Consider the following 14,967-nt stretch of genomic DNA (forward strand, 5'->3'; position numbering starts at 1 on the left):
ACCGAAGGCGGCCGCAGGGGCGCATGACGAAAGGCACGGGCCACCTTGCGCAAGTTGTCGGTCGGCTGCAGCGGCGTCGCGGCCGTTCATGGCGCTGTCACGCCGCCAGAACCACGGCTTTTCCATGCTTGGCTTCCACGCCCCACAGGAGAGGAGCCATGAACGTCTCGTCCGTGATGACGCCCAATCCGGCCTGCTGCATCGCCACGACGCCGTTGCGCGATGTCGCGAAGATGATGCTCGACAACGATTGTGGGCAGATTCCCGTGGTCGACGAGTCACAGCGGCCCATCGGCGTGGTGACCGACCGCGACATCGCCGTGCGCATCGTGGCGGAAGGCCGCGATGCCAGCCAGGCAAAGGCCGCCGACGCGATGAGCATGCCGGTGCGCACGGTCACCGCCGACACCAGCCTCAAGGACGCCGTGTGCGTGATGGAAGCCGACCAGATCCGGCGCGTGCCGGTGGTGGATTCCGATGGAAAGCTCGCGGGCATCGTCTCGATCGCCGACCTCGCGCTCGCCAACAGGCCCGAAGCAACCGCCGAAGTGGTCAGGGAAGTGTCGGAGCCGGCGCGGCATTGACTCGCATGACGTAACTGCGTCTTTCCCGCGAAAGCGGGAATCCAGGGGCGTTGCTGTTCAATTGCTTCCGCCCATGGATTCCCGCTTTCGCGGGAATGACGATCAAACACGTACTTGTCTAGCAACACAGGGTGGGTTCGGGGCACCGGCCGAAGAGCTGGCGGGCTTGAGTTCGCCCTACCGATTCTCTCGTGCCCCGGTCGCGCGCAGCCGCGTTCGTACGAATCGCCGCACCAGGTAACCGGTGAGGCCTTCACGATGCCGGTCGTAGTAGTCGCGGAAGCGTGCAACGGCTTCGTAGATGTCGGCGAGCCCGCATTGCATGGCATGGCTGCGGGGATAGAAGCGCCCGTCGATGTGCAGGCGATGGCGCTCGGCGAGTTCAGCCGCGACGGCGCTGTCGGCCGGATAGCCCGCATCGCGCCGCGCGCGGCCAGCAGGTCGTTGATGAAAGCCGCCTGCACGCCTGCGCGGTGGTGTGATTCCTTCCACGCATCGGTATCGCCCCAGCGCTGTTCGGCCTCGCGTGCGTATTCGCCGTTCCCGAACGGGTCGAAGCCATCGAACCCCAACGTTCGACATAGGCACGGCGGGCGTTTTACGGCCATGCTGCGGGCTCGATCGAACCCTGACAAGGAACCCGGGAAATGAAACGTGCTCTGGCTCTATCGCTCGCCCTCGTCTTCACCGGCACCGCGCATGCGGCCGAAAGCCTGCGTTACGTCGCACTCGTCGACAACGGCAAGGAGGCCGGCCACCAGGTCGTCACCACCGGCGACAACGGCATCACCCGCGTCGACTACGTCTTCAAGGACAACGGCCGCGGCCCGGAACTGAAGGAAGAATTCAAGCTCGCGCCCGATGGCACTTTCACCAGTTACCACGTCACCGGCAGCACGACCTTCGGCGCGCCGGTCGATGAATCCTTCGGCCGCGACGGCAACAAGGCCTGGTGGAAATCGACGTCCGACAAGGGCGAGCAGACCGTCGACGGCACTGCGTTGTATTCGCCGCTGGGCGGCACGCCCGCCGGGTTCTCCGTCGCCTTCGGTGCGCTCGCCAAGCGTCCCGACGGCAAGTTGCCGCTGATCCCGAGCGGCACGTTGAGCACGCGCAAGGTCGCCGAGGCCGAAGTCAGCAACGGCAAGGAGAAGCGCAAGGTGCAGCTGCTGGCGCTCACCGGCATCGGCCTCGTTCCCACGTTCGCGTGGGCGACGGAAGGAGAGTCGCCACGCCTGTTCGCCTTCATCTATCCCGGCTTCGTGCAGCTGATCGAGGATGGCTGGCAATCGAATGCCAACGCGCTCGAAACGCGGCAAAAGCAGGCGGAAACCGAAACCCTGGTGGCGTTCCAGAAGCGCCTCGCGCATCCGCTGCAGGGCGCGACGCTGATCCGCAACGCGCGCGTGTTCGACAGCGAGAAGGCGGTGCTGGGTCCGGCGTCCGACGTGCTCGTGCGCGATGGCCGAATCGTGTCCGTGAGCGCGACGGGCAACGGCAAGGTCGAAGCCGACCACGTCGTCGATGCCGGCGGCCGCGTGTTGCTGCCGGGCCTGTTCGATATGCATGCGCACGTCGGCCGCTGGGATGGCGGACTGAACATCGCCACCGGCGTCACTACGGTGCGCGACATGGGCAACGACAACGCGACCCTGCAGCAGATCATCGCGGAAGAGAAGGCGGGCACGCTGCTCGCGACTCGCATCGTGCCGGCCGGTTTCATCGAAGGCGAAAGCCCGATGTCCGCGCGCAACGGCTTCGTCATCAAGAACCTCGACGAGGCGAAGAAGGCGATCGACTGGTACGCGGAACACGGCTATCCGCAGATCAAGATCTACAACTCCTTCCCCAAGGCCATCCTGCGCGACACCACGGCTTACGCGCACAGCAAAGGCCTGCGCGTGAGCGGCCACATCCCGGCATTCCTGCGCGCGCAGGAAGCGGTGGAGCAGGGCTATGACGAGATCCAGCACATCAACCAGGTGATGCTGAATTTCCTCGTCGACGACAAGACCGATACGCGCACGCTGGTGCGCTTCTACCTGCCGGCCGAGAAGGTCGCGGACCTCGACTTCGACAGCAAGCCGGTGCAGGACTTCATCGCAATGCTGGCGAAGAAGCAGACCGTGATCGATCCGACGCTGTCCACCTTCGAATACTGGCGCCAGCGTCCCGGCCAGATGACCGAAAGCTACGGCCCTGTCGCCGAACACATGCCGCCGGACATCCAGCGCGGCCTGCGCGTGGCCGAGATGAAGATCCCGGACGACGCCACCGCGGAGCGCTACAACAAGTCGTTCCTGAAGATGGTCGAGTTCGTCGGGCGCATGTACAAGGCGGGCGTGCCGATCGTCGCCGGCACCGACGCGATCCCCGGCTTTACCGTGCAGAGCGAACTGGAGTGGTACGTGCGCGCGGGCATGACGCCTTCGCAGGCGCTGCAGGTCGCGACATGGAACGGCGCCAAGTACTCGAAGACCCTGGAGGACCGCGGCTCGATCGTTTCGGGCAAGCGTGCCGACCTGGTCCTGGTCGACGGCGATCCGACGAAGGACATCTCCGACATCCGCAAGGTCGCGCTGGTCCTGAAAGGCGACACCGCGTACTACCCGAGCGAGATCTTCGAAGCGATGGGAATCAAGCCGTTCGCGACCCCGGTGGAGGTCGCGGCGGCGAAGTAGAGCGTCACTCCGGGCAATCCCAACCCTCCTGCTGTTTTCCTCCTCTGAAAGAGGGAGGTTGGGGGAGTTGCGGCGCGCAGCGCCGCCTAGGTCAAAGGCAATCCCCCCCAACCCTCTCTTCTTCGAGGGGGGCAAAAGCTCTTCTCCTCCCTCTGGAAGAGGGAGGCCGGGAGGGAGTTGCGGCGCGCAGCGCCGCCTAGGTCAAAGGCAATCCCCCCACCCCCTTCGAAGGGGGCGAAAGCTCTTCTCCTCCTTCTGGAAGAGGGAGGCCGGGAGGGAGTTGCGGCGCGCAGCGCCGCCTAGGTGAAAGGCAATCCCCCAACCCCTTCTTCGAAGGGGGCGAAGGGCCGAGGGCATGTGGCTGCACGATAAAAGGAGTAAATAACCCGATAGCCCTTGAATGGCGGGTTTTAGGCGAAGATGTCAGGCCGGCCTCGGTCCGCCGAGCAAAAAGCTCCGCCACCCGAGCTCCGAGCTCGAACCGCCGAGCAAAAAACTTCGTCACCCGAGCTCCGAGCTCGGTCCGCGGAGCAAAAAGCTTCGTCACCCGAGCTCCGAGCTCGGCCCGCCGAGCGAAAGGCTCCGTCACCCGAGCTCCGAGCTCGGCCCGCCAAGCGAAAGGCTCCATCACCCGAGCTCCGAGCTCGGTCCGCCAAGCAAAAAGCTCGGTAACCCGAGCTCCGGGGCCGGTCCGCGAAGCAGACCGCCCGTCACCCTGAAGCATTGGCTCTTTAACCGTGCGGTAACATTCGCCGGGTCTGAACGAAGCGACAGGCGGGGCCGACCCGCCGGGCCATCAAGGGATGGCCGTTGGCAGTGCCAGATCGCCCGAAAAGAAGCGACTGGCTTCCTCGAATCCGGCAGCCGTGCTGGTTGCCTTTCCCAGAGACCGACCATGTCCTCCAAGCCGCTGCACGCCCGCCAGCCGTCCCGCCATGCCCTGGCGATCGCGATCGCTGCCCTGATCCTCCCGGCGCACGCCGCACTCGCCCAGGAAGCTCCCGCTACCCAGGCCCCCGCGCAGCAGAGCGCCACCACCCTCGACACCGTGCAGGTCACCGCGCAGCGCAAGGTCGAGAACATCCAGGACGTCCCGGTTTCGGTCAGCACCGTGAGCGGCGAGAAGCTCGAGGCGCTCACGTCCGGCGGTACCGACGTGCGCTTCCTTTCGAGCCGCGTGCCGAGCCTCAACATCGAATCCTCGTTCGGCCGCGCCTTCCCGCGCTTCTACATCCGCGGCTACGGCAACACCGACTTCCGCCTCAACACCTCGCAGCCGGTATCGCTGGTCTATGACGACGTCGTCCAGGAGAACCCGATCCTCAAGGGTTTCCCGGTGTTCGACATCGACCAGGTCGAAGTGCTGCGCGGCCCGCAGGGCTCGCTGTTCGGCCGCAACAGCCCGGCGGGCGTGGTGAAGTTCGAATCCGTGCGTCCGTCGCAGGATCTCGGCGGCTACGGCAAGGTCGGCTACGGCAGCGACGACATGTGGAACTTCGAAGGCGCCATCGGCGGTGGCCTGACCGACCAGTGGTCGGCGCGCGCTTCGGTGCTGTTCCAGCGCCGCGACGACTGGGTCGAGAACACCTACCCGGGCCCGAATGATGGCTTCGAGGGCTACGACGAATCCGCCGCGCGCGTACAGGCGCTGTTCGAAGGCGACGGTTTCGAAGCGCTGTTCAACGTGCACGCGCGCCACCTCAACGGCACCGCACGCCTGTTCCGCGCGAACATCATCGAGCCGGGCACCAATGACCTGGTCGATGGTTTTGACGAGGACAAGGTTTCGGTGGATGGCCTCAACCACTCCGAGCTCGACAGCAAGGGCGCGAATGCGCGCCTGAGCTGGGATCTCGGCAGCTACAAGCTGCACTCGATCACCGGCTACGAGTCGGTGGAGACCTACAGCCGCGGCGATATCGATGGCGGCTTCGGTGCGGTGTTCCTGCCGGTGTCGGGTCCGGGCGTGATTCCCTTCGCTTCGGAAACCGCCGACGGCATTCCCGAGCACTCGCAGTGGACGCAGGAATTCCGCATCGAATCGAACACCGGCACCGCGTTCGACTGGCAGGCCGGCCTGTTCCTGTTCAAGGAAGACTACGACGTCGAGAGCTTCAGCTACGACTCGCTCAACGGCGGCGTGCAGGACGGCTACGAGCGCATCAACCAGACCAATGATTCGTGGGCGGTGTTCGGAGCGGCGACGTGGGAAGTCACGCCGGCGTTCCAGTTGCGCGCGGGCGCACGCTACACGGTCGACAAGAAGGAACTGACCGTCGAGGAATACTGGAACACCGGTTTCGTGCCGTGCGTGCTCGCCGGAAAGTGCACGCTCGAGCAGCTCGCGGCGCAGGAGCCTGATGGCGATCTGTCGGCCGATCCGGAAGACAAGAAGTTCAGCTGGGACCTGTCGGCGACCTACAGCGTCAACGACGACGTGAATCTCTACGCCCGCGTCGCTACCGGTTATCGTGGCAGCAGTATCCAGGCCGCGGGTGCCTTCAATGGCAAGTCGGTGGCCGATCCCGAGACGTCCACCGCGTTCGAAGCGGGCGTCAAGGCTGACTTCTGGGACAAGCGCGCACGTTTGAACGCGGGCGTCTTCTACTACGAAGTCAAGGACCAGCAGCTCACCGCCGTCGGCGGCGCTGCCAACGCCAACATCCTGCTCAATGCCGAAAAGAGCGTTGGCCAGGGCTTCGAAATGGATTTCCAGGCGTATCTGACCGACAACCTCCTGGTCACGCTGGGTAGCAGCTACAACGACACCGAGATCAAGGACGAAGACCTGGCCGTTGCCGTTTGCGCGGCATGCACGGTTACCGACCCGCGTACGCCAGGTGGCCTTGCGCTGATCGACGGCAACCAGCTGCCGCAGGCGCCGGAGTGGACGCACAACGTGACCGCGCGCTGGGGCATGCCCGTGGGCGATGCCGGCGAGTTCTACGTGTTCACCGACTGGGCGTACCGCAGCGAGGTGAACTTCTTCCTGTATGAATCGACCGAGTTCACCGGCAAGTCACTGGTCGAAGGCGGCCTCCGCGTCGGTTACAACTGGGACAACGGCAGGTACGACCTCGCCGCGTTCGCCCGCAACATTACCGACGAAGTGCAGGTCGTCGGCGGCATCGACTTCAACAACCTGACCGGGTTCATCAACGAACCGCGCACGGTCGGCGTGGAGTTCAAGGCATCGTTCTGACCGCTGTCCCAGCTCGAGCAACACGGAGGACGCCGGCATTTGCCGGCGTCTTCTTTTCGGGCTGTTCCACGCCTCGCCGCGAGGCGTATGCTCCCGCCACCAGACACAGGGACGCTGCCATGACGACCGCCTACGACTTCTCCGCCACCGATATCGAAGGACAGCCGAAGTCCCTGGCGGACTACCGCGACAAGGTGCTGCTCATCGTCAATGTCGCTTCGCAATGCGGCTTCACCCCGCAGTACACCGGCCTGGAAAAGCTCTGGCGCGACTACGGCGACCGCGGACTGGTGGTGCTCGGTTTCCCGTGCGACCAGTTCGGCCACCAGGAACCCGGCGACGAAGCCGAGATCAGGAATTTCTGCTCGCTCAACTACGACGTGACTTTCCCGATGTTCGCCAAGGTCGATGTGAACGGCGACAGCGCGCATCCGTTGTGGAAATGGCTGAAGGACGAGAAGGGCGGTTTCCTGGGCATCGATGCGATCAAGTGGAACTTCAGCAAGTTCCTGGTCGGCCGCGATGGCGAGGTCATCAAGCGATATGCGCCCACCGACAAACCCGAATCGATCGCGAAAGACATAGAGAAAGCCATTGGTTGACGCCATGTCACCGCACTCGAAACATCCTGCGTTCTTCATCAGCTCCAGCCGGCGCGGTTCGCAGCTGCGCGTGCAGGTGATCGGCGAAAGCACGCTCGACAACACGATCGCGTACTGGCAGGCGATCCTGGCCGAAGTGGAAATGCGGCCCGCCGAGCAACTGCTGATCATCGACGAGCTGCAGGGCGAGCCGCTGACCGAATCCCAGTGGCTGAGCTTCGTCCGCAGCATGTCGAATCACGGTCTCGAGCAGATGCGCATCGCACACGTGAAGCCGCGCGGACTGCACCGCATCGAATACTGCGAGATATTCGCCCGCGACGCGGGCTTCGACGCCCGCGTCTTCGACGACGAGCATGCAGCGGAACTGTGGTTGCGTTACGGCGAACCCTGAGCCGCCATGGTCGGTCGAGCGCAGGGCGCCTCGCCTCGATCCAGTCGGTGCCATGACGAAGCAGGCGCGCCGCGGCGCGCAGCAAAATCAGGCGACACGGCCCGCCCAGCGATCGCCTTGCACGGGTTGCCGCTCCGCGGGGATCACGTCCCCGCGGGGCGGCTGAGCACTTCTTCCGGCAGCAGGGCCAGCATCTCGTTGATGAAGCCATCCAGCATCTCGGGCGAATAGCCGCGATGCACGTGCGCGATGCGTCCGTCGCGATCGATGATGAACATGTTTGGCAGCGAGGTCACGCCATAGCGATCGCTGATCGCGCCACGGCGGTCGTGCACGTAGGTCAGCGCGATGTCCTTGTTGGCACGCAGCACGTTGCGGAATTCGCGCTGGTCTTCCTTGAAGTTGATCGCGATCACTTCCAGGTGCTCGCGGCCGACGGCCTTCTGCAATTTGCCGAGCACCGGCAGCTCCTGCCGGCACGGGCCGCACCACGAGGCCCAGAACGTGACGATCACGACCTTGCCCTTGTGGCCGCTCACGGTGATGTCGTCGCCGGAAACGCTGTGGCCGAGTTCGTCCGGCGGTATCTCGCCGGGCTTGGGCTGTATCGGAGGATTCCCGGCCATCGCCGGCAGGAGCGCCGGCAGGAAAAACGCCAGCAGCAGGCCTGCGGCCAGCTGCGTCATGGTGCGTCGGATCATTTCCGGTTTCCCCAAACTGGATGCCGGCGAGGATATCCGAACGCACCATGTCGCGAATCCGTCAGCTCGCAGCGGCGGCGACGGACTCGGGCCGGAAGTTGTTGCGAACCGTCTTCAACCCGAAACACGGCCGCAGCCAGCGCACGCGACGAATCACGAATTCGTGCAGCAACCAGCAACCGGCAATCGTGCCCGCGAATACCAGCACCGGCTCGAGCACCGGCCCCAGGTGCAAGGGCAGCAGCCAGTACGCGATCAACAGGATCAGGCTCTGGTGCAGGACATACCACGGATAAACGGCTTCGGTTGCCCACGGCAGCCAGCGGAACGGTCTGTCGAGGCATGCCTTGCTCCAGCCGAGGATCGCGCACAGCGCCATCCAGATGTACAGGTTGCGCAGGGTGCGGCCGATCACGCCCATCCACTCGGGCGCGTCGTCGGGCAGGCCGAAGACCATCGACAGATAGCCGCTCACCAGCACCAGCGCGGCAACGAGTGCGTGCCGGCGCAAACGCACGAGTTCATCCCACACGCCATTCGCGGAGCCCAGCCACCAGCCGTAGAGGAAGACGGTGAAGTAGACCGCGTGGCGGTACCAGTCGTGGATCAGGTCGCCGGTTTCATCGAACAGCGGTTGCAGCGTGAACGTGTAAAGCAGCAGCGGCAACGCAGGCAGTACCAGCAGCCAGCCGCCGCGCAGGTGCGAGAAGGGATTGGGCAGGCGGCGCAGCAGTGGCAGCAACGCGGCGAAGACCATCGTGTAGCACCACAGGTAAATCAGGTACCAGAGATGGTTCCAGGTAAAGCCGTGCTCCCACCCGTCGAAAGCATCGCGGGGCCACTGCCGGCCACCGAGGTAATCGCCGAGGAACTGCAGGTAGCCGGTCTCGACCGCGCCATTCGCAATCCCCTGCACGTACGGCTGCACCGGCACGATCACCAGGCAGCCGAACACCAGCGGCAACAGCAACCGCCAGCTGCGCTGGGCAATGAAGCGGCCAGTTGGGGCGCCGCGCAGCAGGAAATGCACCGACAGGCCGGAGATCAGGAAGATCAGGTCCATGCGCCAGCGGTTCACGAACAGCATCGGGACCTGCAGCCATTCGGCCAGGTGCGTGCTCTTGAGGTGCCAGTCCCAGTCCTCGCCGGCGACGTACAGCATGCAGCCGTGATAGAGGATGAGCAGGGCGAAGGCGAGGGCGCGCAGGGCGTCGATGTCGTGGCGGCGGTGTGGCGGGACTGGCTGCTGCATGGCGGGGCTCCGTGTCGATGCGTGCCGTCACGTTCGATCGCGCGCATGCCGCGAGCCACCGCCAGGTGACTGATTGCGCGGACCCGGGGACGAAACGCGGACCCTTGGGACAAGCCGGGACGGTTTCCGGGCGCGGGTGGGAGAGAATGCGCGGATGAATCCGACCCCGACTTCCGCGGCTCCGTCGACCGACCAGTTCTGGCTGCGTTACCAGCCATGGCGACGCGTGGTGGAGTGGGGCTTCTGGATCGTCACGTACCTGGTCGGCGCGGCGACCAACAGCGTCACCGCGCTGATGGACATACGCCGTGCGGGACTGGACTTTGCCGCGTGGGAACCGGCCGTATGGGAATGGAGCAGCCATCTGGTGGCGCTGGCGCTGGTGCCCGCGGTCCTCTGGTACACCCGCCGCTTCCCGCTGCATTTCGATACCTGGCGCCGCAACCTGCCGTGGCTGGCACTGGGCAGCGTCCTGTGGTCGCTGCTGCACGTCGGGGGCATGGTTGCGCTGCGCAAGGCCATCTATGCCGCGCAGGGCTATCACTACGACGGCGGGCCGTGGGGAACGATGTTCTTCTACGAATACCTGAAGGACATCCGCCAGTTCAGCGGCCTGGTGATCATGATCGAAGGCTACCGCCTGCTCGTGCGCCGGCTGCAGGGCGAAGCCAGCGTGCTCACCGCACCGGATGACATGCCGCTGGCCGACCAGCCCGAGCGCCCGGAGCGCTTCCTGGTGCGCAAGCTTGGCAAGGAATTCCTGGTGGCCGCCGCCGAAGTCGAATGGCTGCAGGCTTCCGGCAATTACGTGAACCTGCATGTGCGCGGCCGCGACTACCCGCTACGCACGACGATGGCATCGATCGAAAGCCAGCTCGATCCGGCGCGCTTCGTGCGCGTGCATCGCAGCTACATCGTCAACCTGGATTGCGTGGGCGAGATCGAACCACTGGAGACGGGCGACGCGCGCATCACCATGCGCGACGGTGCTGCGATTCCGTGCAGCCGGACTTATCGGGATGCGTTGAGGCCGGAGCGGCGCGCGGCGTGAGGGGGTGCGCTTTGCTGCGCGCCCAGTTCGTTACACGTCCCCTCACCCTGCGTTGCTGCGCAAACGCTGTCCCTCTCCCCGCAAGCGGGGCGAGGGGTTCCTTCCGTAAGCGGGGCGAGGGGGTTGCTGTCCTCCCCCGCAAGCGGGCAAGGGTCCTGCTTCCCTTCTCCCCGCTTGCGGGGAGAAGGTGCCCAACGGGCGGATGAGGGGCGAGCGAAGCGAGTTGCTTCGCTTTCGCTCGCGTCCGTTCGCGTTCCCTCAAGTCCCATCACTTCACCCTGCGTCGCTGCGCGACGCTGTCCCTCCGCAAGCGGAGCGAGGGAGCGGCGAGTTGCTTGCTTGCGAACGCAGTTCGCCCGCGCTCACTTCTCCACAAACGCCCGCTCGAACACGTACTGCCCCAGCGTGCCGATGCGCGGTGCCGCGGTGAATCCGCGTCCGTCGAGCAACGCACGGAAATCCGCCAGCATCTGCGGGCTGCCGCAGATCATCGCGCGGTCGTGTTCCGGGTCGAGCGGCTCGATGCCGAGCTGCTCCATCATCCTGCCGCTCGCCATCAGATCGGTGAGGCGGCCGCGTTGGTCGTGGCCATTGAAGACAAAATCCTCGCGCGACACCGCCGGGTAGTACTTCAGCTTCGCGCTGATCTGCTCGCCGAGGAACTCGTGGTGTGGCAGCTCGCGGACGATGTAGTCGCGGTACGCAAGGTCTTCCGCGTTGCGCACGCCATGGCAGAGGATGACCTTGTCGAAGCGCTCGTAGGTTTCCGGATCCCTGATCACCGCCAGCCACGGCGCGAATCCGGTGCCCGTACCCAGCAGGTACAGGTTGCGGCCCGGGTGCAGGTCGGAGATCAGCAGCGTGCCGGTGGGCTTGCGGCCGATCAGCACGGTGTCGCCGGGCTTGATGTCCTTCAGCCGCGACGTGAGCGGGCCGTTGGGCACCTTGATGCTGAAGAACTCGAGTTGTTCTTCCCAGTTCGCACTGGCGATCGAGTACGCGCGCAGCAGCGGCTTCGTGCTGCCGTCCGGTTGCCCGCCGTTATCAACGGGAATCTGCAGGCCGATCATCACGAACTGGCCGTTGTCGAAACGGAAGCCGTCGTCGCGGGTGGTGGTGAAGCTGAAGTAGGCGTCCGTCCAGTGACGGACATCCAGCACGGTCTCGGTGCCGAAAGCGGAGGACATGGGGCGGGGATGTGACGCGGGGAGGGCGCCATTTTAGCCCGCCCGCCTCACGAATGAGGTTGCGGGACCGTTCGTGCCGCGCGCGCGGCCGATGACAGCAAGAGCGGGTTTTCCCTGGTTTCGGCCTATCGCGGCCCAGACTCCTCCCGCGGCCGCGCCTTGCGGTCGCGCAGCAGTGCACTGACCACCACGCCGATGCCCAGCGCGGCGGCGATCAGGAACATCACCAGCGCCAGCGCGGGGTAACCGAACAACTGCGCCTTCGTCTCGATCCGCATCATCATCGCCGCCGCCACGATCAGCGCCGCGATGATCAGGCCGGTGGTGATGCGGTTCGCGATCTTCTGCAGGTTCTCCATCAGCCGCGATTCCTCCAGGCCGGTGACGCGGATCTGGAGACGGTTGTCGGCGAGCAAGGACAGCATGTCCGACAGCTTGCGCGGCGCTTCCCGCGCCAGCGCCTGCAGTTCCATGATTTCGCTCGCCACGCGATGCGGCGAGAGCGAGCGGCGCAGGCGGTCGCCCATCACGCTGTCGAGGTGCCGGTCGACCACGCGCTTCATGTCCATGCGCGGATCGAGCGCGCGGCACACCGTTTCCAGATGCGCGAGCGTCTTGCCGAGCAGGCTCAGCTCCGACGGCGAACGCAGGCCACACGCGGTGCTGATGCGCACGATGTCGAACAGCAGCCGGCTCTCGCTCGTCGACTGCCCCTGGTGCGCGGCGTAACGCGCCACCAGCTGCCCGACTTCGCGCAGGTAGCGCTCCTCTTCGAAATCCTCCAGGCGCGTGCTCATGCCGATCGCCTCGCGCGCGGCGTCTTCGCCGCGGCCTTCGACGGCGGCGAACAGCAACCGGAACAGCCGGTCGCGCTGGCGCGGCGGCACGTGCACGACCATGCCGAGGTCGAACAACGCGAGCCGCCCATCGTCCATCACCAGCAGGTTGCCCGGATGCGGGTCGGCATGGATGTCGCCGTGCACGAGCACCTGGTCGAGATAGCCGCGCAGCAGCGCTTCGGCGAGGTGGCGTATGTCGTGTTCCGTGCGGAACAGGCCCCCCACTTCGGTGACCTTGTGCCCGCTCACCAGTTCCATCGTCAGCACGCGCCGGCTGCTGAAATCCCACAACGGCGCGGGCACGACGATCTCCGGGTACTCGCGGAAGTGCGTGCGGAAGCGGCACAGGTTCTCCGCCTCGCAGACGTAGTCCATTTCAGCCAGCAGCGCCTTGCGGAATTCATGCACCCAGTCGGCGAAGTGCACGCGACGCCCTACCTTCGTCGCGATGTCGGCGCGGCTCGCGATCGCGGCGAGCGCATCGAGGTCGTTGTGGATGACGTCACTGATGTTCGGCCGCTGGACCTTCACCGCCACGGCGCGGCCATCGCGCAACGTCGCGCGATGCACCTGCGCGAGCGAGGCGCTCCCGAGCGGCGTGTCGTCGAAGGTTTCAAAGAGATGGCTGGGGCGTACGCCCAGCTCGCTCTCGATCACGGCGCGGATCTGACCCGCAGACACGGGCGCGATGTCGTCCTGGGTGCGTTCCAGTGCGGCGAGATACGCGGGTGGCACCAGGTCGGGACGCGTCGACAGCGCCTGGCCGAACTTGATGAAGGTCGGGCCCAGCGCTTCGAGGTCGTCGACGAATTCCTCGGGCTTGCCGCTGATTGCCGGCGCCTCGCCGTCGCTCACGCTGTCGAGATCGAGGCCGGTGAACACGCCGGCACCGCGGTACTTGAGCAGGAAGCGCAGGATCCGCGCGGTGCGCGCGAGCCCGCTTTGCGATTCGCTCATGGCATCGATTCCCTGAACATGGCGGCAGCCTAGCGGGGGCGATGTAAAGGCGGCTTGAGTGGGCGGATATCAGATGCGCAGGCAGGGTTGGCTTCATCAACCCGGCAGCTTCGAGGCGATCCCGGTGTGACTAAGCGAGTTTGCTACGCGATGAAACCAGGCAGCCTGCCGTACATCGCGACAAAAGCTGCTGGGTTGATGGAGCCACCCCAGCCTACGGCGGCGTCAGCTTCAACAGCTTGCCGTCCGCTTCGTCGGTCAGCACATACACGCTGCCGTCACCGCCCACGCGCACGTCGCGGATGCGCGCGCCGAGTTCCTTCAGCAACCGCTCCTCGCCGGTGATGCGATCGCCATCGAGCGACAGGCGGATCAGGCTTCCATCCGCCAGCGCGCCGAGGAACAGGCTGTCGTTCCACTTCGACGTGGGCTGGTTCACGAGGAACGCCATGCCGGAAAGTCCCGGCGACTTCGCCCACACGTGGTACGGCTGTTCCATGCCCGGAGCCGAGGTGCCCACCGCTTCGGAAATCGGCAGGCCCGAATAATCGATGCCGTGCGTGATGATCGGCCAGCCGTAGTTCTTTCCGGCTTCGGGAATATTGATCTCGTCGCCGCCACGCGGGCCGTGCTCGCTTTCCCATACCTTGCCGGTGCGCGGATCGACCGCGAGGCCCTGCATGTTGCGATGGCCATAGCTCCAGATTTCCGGTCGCGCATCCTTGCGGCCGACGAAGGGATTGTCCTTCGGCACGCTGCCATCGAGGTTCAGGCGCACCAGCTTGCCCTGCAGCATGTCCAGTTGCTGCGCGCGCGGACGATAGGTGCGTTCGCCCTGGCTGATGAACATGTGTCCGCCACTGCCCGGAGGCTTGCCGTCGAACACGATGCGCGAACCGAAGTGGTTGCCGCCTTCCAGCTTGGGTTCCTGGCGGTAGACCACCTTGACGTTCTCGAGTGCGTTCGCGCCCATCGTCGCGCTCGCCACTGCGGTACCGGCCGTGTCGTCTTCGCCGGGTTCGGCGTAGCTCAGGTAGATGCGCTTGCTGGTAGCGAAGTCGGGCGCGAGCACGACATCGAGCAGGCCGCCTTGCCCTTCCGCGAACACCTTCGGCACGCCCGCCAATGGTTCGGTAACCTTTCCATCGGTGCCGATGCGGCGCAGACGCCCGGGTCGTTCGGTGACCAGGAAACCACCGTCCGGCAGCAACGCGACCGACCACGGATGTTCCAGTCCGCTTGCGACGGTCGCGACGCGGATTTCGCCGAGCTTGCTTGCCAACGCTTCTCCGACGCGTTCGGTGGCCGGAGCGCTTGCTGTAGCGGACAGCGCCGAAGCCGTCGCGTCGCTGTTGCGGGCTTCGCAACCGAGCATGGGCATGCACGCGACGGCGAGGGCGGTGCAGAGGAGGATCTGGCGCATGGGGGCTCCGGCGTGGGGAAATCCGACTGCGCGACTGTAACGGCGCGATGCCGCCGCGCCCGTGCCTGTCGTCATGCCGGCAGATCGGGTCAAC

The 14,967-nt window shown here is 65.5% G+C and carries 12 protein-coding genes; 6 read left to right on the forward strand and 6 right to left on the reverse strand.

What is annotated here, in order from left to right; translation table 11 throughout:
- Nucleotides 1–158 precede the first annotated feature (158 nt).
- Nucleotides 159–584, forward strand: coding sequence for a CBS domain-containing protein (locus ASD14_RS10845; RefSeq protein ID WP_056133229.1), 426 nt, complete (start codon nucleotides 159–161; stop codon nucleotides 582–584).
- Nucleotides 585–761: 177 nt separating this feature from the next.
- On the opposite strand, the gene ASD14_RS10850 is transcribed toward ASD14_RS10845, so the two are convergent.
- Entirely contained in the window at nucleotides 762–1,076 is a 315-nt protein-coding gene (locus ASD14_RS10850) for a TipAS antibiotic-recognition domain-containing protein (RefSeq protein WP_056133233.1), read from the reverse strand.
- 155 nt (nucleotides 1,077–1,231) lie between these two features.
- On the opposite strand from ASD14_RS10850, the gene ASD14_RS10855 reads away from it, so the two are divergent.
- The 4 genes from ASD14_RS10855 to ASD14_RS10870 all read left to right on the forward strand — a co-directional run bounded on the left by ASD14_RS10855 (nucleotide 1,232) and on the right by ASD14_RS10870 (nucleotide 7,463).
- A complete protein-coding gene (locus ASD14_RS10855) occupies nucleotides 1,232–3,265 on the forward strand; it encodes an amidohydrolase family protein (protein WP_056133237.1) in 2,034 nt (677 codons plus the stop codon).
- An 895-nt stretch (nucleotides 3,266–4,160) separates the two neighbouring features.
- Entirely contained in the window at nucleotides 4,161–6,467 is a 2,307-nt protein-coding gene (locus tag ASD14_RS10860) for a TonB-dependent receptor (RefSeq protein ID WP_056133240.1), read from the forward strand.
- A 119-nt stretch (nucleotides 6,468–6,586) separates the two neighbouring features.
- Complete coding sequence (locus ASD14_RS10865) at nucleotides 6,587–7,069, forward strand: glutathione peroxidase (protein ID WP_056133242.1); 483 nt, start codon at nucleotides 6,587–6,589, stop codon at nucleotides 7,067–7,069.
- A gap of 4 nt (nucleotides 7,070–7,073) precedes the next feature.
- Complete coding sequence (locus ASD14_RS10870; RefSeq protein WP_056133245.1) at nucleotides 7,074–7,463, forward strand: hypothetical protein; 390 nt, start codon at nucleotides 7,074–7,076, stop codon at nucleotides 7,461–7,463.
- Between the two features lie 143 nt (nucleotides 7,464–7,606).
- Here the strand turns inward: ASD14_RS10870 and ASD14_RS10875 are convergent, their stop codons facing one another.
- Entirely contained in the window at nucleotides 7,607–8,164 is a 558-nt protein-coding gene (locus ASD14_RS10875; protein WP_056133248.1) for a TlpA disulfide reductase family protein, read from the reverse strand.
- A 61-nt stretch (nucleotides 8,165–8,225) separates the two neighbouring features.
- Nucleotides 8,226–9,416, reverse strand: coding sequence for an acyltransferase (locus ASD14_RS10880; protein WP_056133251.1), 1,191 nt, complete (start codon nucleotides 9,414–9,416; stop codon nucleotides 8,226–8,228).
- Between the two features lie 154 nt (nucleotides 9,417–9,570).
- Here ASD14_RS10880 and ASD14_RS10885 point away from each other — a divergent pair, with 154 nt between their 5' ends.
- On the forward strand, nucleotides 9,571–10,467 hold the full coding sequence (locus tag ASD14_RS10885; protein ID WP_056133254.1) for a LytTR family DNA-binding domain-containing protein: 897 nt from the start codon (nucleotides 9,571–9,573) through the stop codon (nucleotides 10,465–10,467).
- 362 nt (nucleotides 10,468–10,829) lie between these two features.
- On the opposite strand, the gene ASD14_RS10890 is transcribed toward ASD14_RS10885, so the two are convergent.
- The 3 genes from ASD14_RS10890 to ASD14_RS10900 all read right to left on the reverse strand — a co-directional run bounded on the left by ASD14_RS10890 (nucleotide 10,830) and on the right by ASD14_RS10900 (nucleotide 14,873).
- Entirely contained in the window at nucleotides 10,830–11,654 is an 825-nt protein-coding gene (locus ASD14_RS10890; protein ID WP_056133257.1) for a ferredoxin--NADP reductase, read from the reverse strand.
- Between the two features lie 125 nt (nucleotides 11,655–11,779).
- A complete protein-coding gene (locus ASD14_RS10895; RefSeq protein WP_056133259.1) occupies nucleotides 11,780–13,450 on the reverse strand; it encodes an AarF/UbiB family protein in 1,671 nt (556 codons plus the stop codon).
- A 214-nt stretch (nucleotides 13,451–13,664) separates the two neighbouring features.
- The gene (locus ASD14_RS10900) at nucleotides 13,665–14,873 is read right to left on the reverse strand and encodes a PQQ-dependent sugar dehydrogenase (protein WP_235565383.1); all 1,209 of its coding nucleotides are present in this window, start codon (nucleotides 14,871–14,873) and stop codon (nucleotides 13,665–13,667) included.
- Nucleotides 14,874–14,967 lie beyond the last annotated feature (94 nt).

Origin of the sequence: Lysobacter sp. Root494, assembly GCF_001427225.1 — a bacterium.
Classification (GTDB): Bacteria; Pseudomonadota; Gammaproteobacteria; order Xanthomonadales; family Xanthomonadaceae; genus Agrilutibacter.

Excerpts from the sequence above, each read along its gene's own strand:
- ASD14_RS10845 (WP_056133229.1), top strand. The coding sequence starts at position 159 with ATGAACGTCTCGTCCGTGATGACGCCCAATCCGGCCTGCTGCATCGCC.
- ASD14_RS10855 (WP_056133237.1), top strand. The coding sequence starts at position 1,232 with ATGAAACGTGCTCTGGCTCTATCGCTCGCCCTCGTCTTCACCGGCACC.
- ASD14_RS10860 (WP_056133240.1), top strand. The coding sequence starts at position 4,161 with ATGTCCTCCAAGCCGCTGCACGCCCGCCAGCCGTCCCGCCATGCCCTG.
- ASD14_RS10865 (WP_056133242.1), top strand. The coding sequence starts at position 6,587 with ATGACGACCGCCTACGACTTCTCCGCCACCGATATCGAAGGACAGCCG.
- ASD14_RS10870 (WP_056133245.1), top strand. The coding sequence starts at position 7,074 with ATGTCACCGCACTCGAAACATCCTGCGTTCTTCATCAGCTCCAGCCGG.
- ASD14_RS10875 (WP_056133248.1), bottom strand. The coding sequence starts at position 8,164 with ATGATCCGACGCACCATGACGCAGCTGGCCGCAGGCCTGCTGCTGGCG.
- ASD14_RS10880 (WP_056133251.1), bottom strand. The coding sequence starts at position 9,416 with ATGCAGCAGCCAGTCCCGCCACACCGCCGCCACGACATCGACGCCCTG.
- ASD14_RS10885 (WP_056133254.1), top strand. The coding sequence starts at position 9,571 with ATGAATCCGACCCCGACTTCCGCGGCTCCGTCGACCGACCAGTTCTGG.
- ASD14_RS10890 (WP_056133257.1), bottom strand. The coding sequence starts at position 11,654 with ATGTCCTCCGCTTTCGGCACCGAGACCGTGCTGGATGTCCGTCACTGG.
- ASD14_RS10895 (WP_056133259.1), bottom strand. The coding sequence starts at position 13,450 with ATGAGCGAATCGCAAAGCGGGCTCGCGCGCACCGCGCGGATCCTGCGC.
- ASD14_RS10900 (WP_235565383.1), bottom strand. The coding sequence starts at position 14,873 with ATGCGCCAGATCCTCCTCTGCACCGCCCTCGCCGTCGCGTGCATGCCC.